Source organism: Proteus myxofaciens ATCC 19692 (genome assembly GCF_001654855.1).
Lineage (GTDB): Bacteria > Pseudomonadota > Gammaproteobacteria > Enterobacterales > Enterobacteriaceae > Proteus > Proteus myxofaciens.
Window position 1 is genome coordinate 1 of record NZ_LXEN01000194.1, and the last position, 926, is coordinate 926.

The following is a 926-nucleotide window of genomic DNA, read 5'->3' on the forward strand; positions in this document are numbered from 1 at the left end:
ATTGGATGATGATACGTAGCATCTATAAGGATAAAGAAAAATCTTTCTATAATAACTTATCATTCAGCGGAGGAAACCTACTTAATAATAGGTTAAATTACGGTATTAGTTTATCTAAAAATGATAAAGGTAATATTGATACATCAATAAGCACTCATTATTTAAGTAGAATTTCATCAATGAAATTCAACACCCAAACAAATCAAAATAGTCATTATTTAGGTTATGGTGTTAGTGGCGGAATAGTTTTTTATCGTAATAGTATTATACTATCACAAACTTTAAATGATAGTTTTGCTATTATTAATTATAATGGTGCAAAAAAAATTAGAAATCAAGGAAATTTAACTACAGAATCAGATAATCGTGGTTATTCTATCATTCCATACTTAGAGAGTTATAGAGAAAATAAATTTTATATCGATGCAAATTCATTAAATAATAAATATGATACTGATAATTATAGTTACCATTTCACCCCAACTAAAGGTGCTATTGTTTATAAATTTATAAATATAAAAAGTGGTGAAAAAGCATTATTTACAATTAATAAAAACATTCCTTTTGGTGCAATAGCAAATATAGAAAATTCAGATAAAAAATCATCTGAAGCATTTTATATAAATAATAATAATCAATTATACATGTCTAATCTACCAATTATTGGGAAAGTAAATATAAGATGGGGAATAAAAAAAGAACAACAATGTTATTTTAACTATAAATTAAATAAACCAGATTTGAAAAATGGCTTTTATTTTAAAGAGGTAAATTGCCAAAATTTAGATTAATGTTTACATAATTTTTTCTGAATCATACTTAAGTCACTGTTATTTTTCATACACCTAGTTACGAATATACTATAACTCAATCTTATATCTATAAAATTGATAAAGTATTAAATATAGAAATTGGATTAATAACAA

General features: G+C 23.3%; 1 protein-coding gene. It reads left to right on the plus strand.

From position 1 onward, the window contains the following. Window positions 1–791, plus strand: a 791-nt coding sequence (locus M983_RS16585; RefSeq protein ID WP_157091988.1) for a fimbria/pilus outer membrane usher protein, incomplete at its 5' end; no start/stop codon positions are given. Between the last annotated feature and the right edge of the window lie 135 nt (window positions 792–926).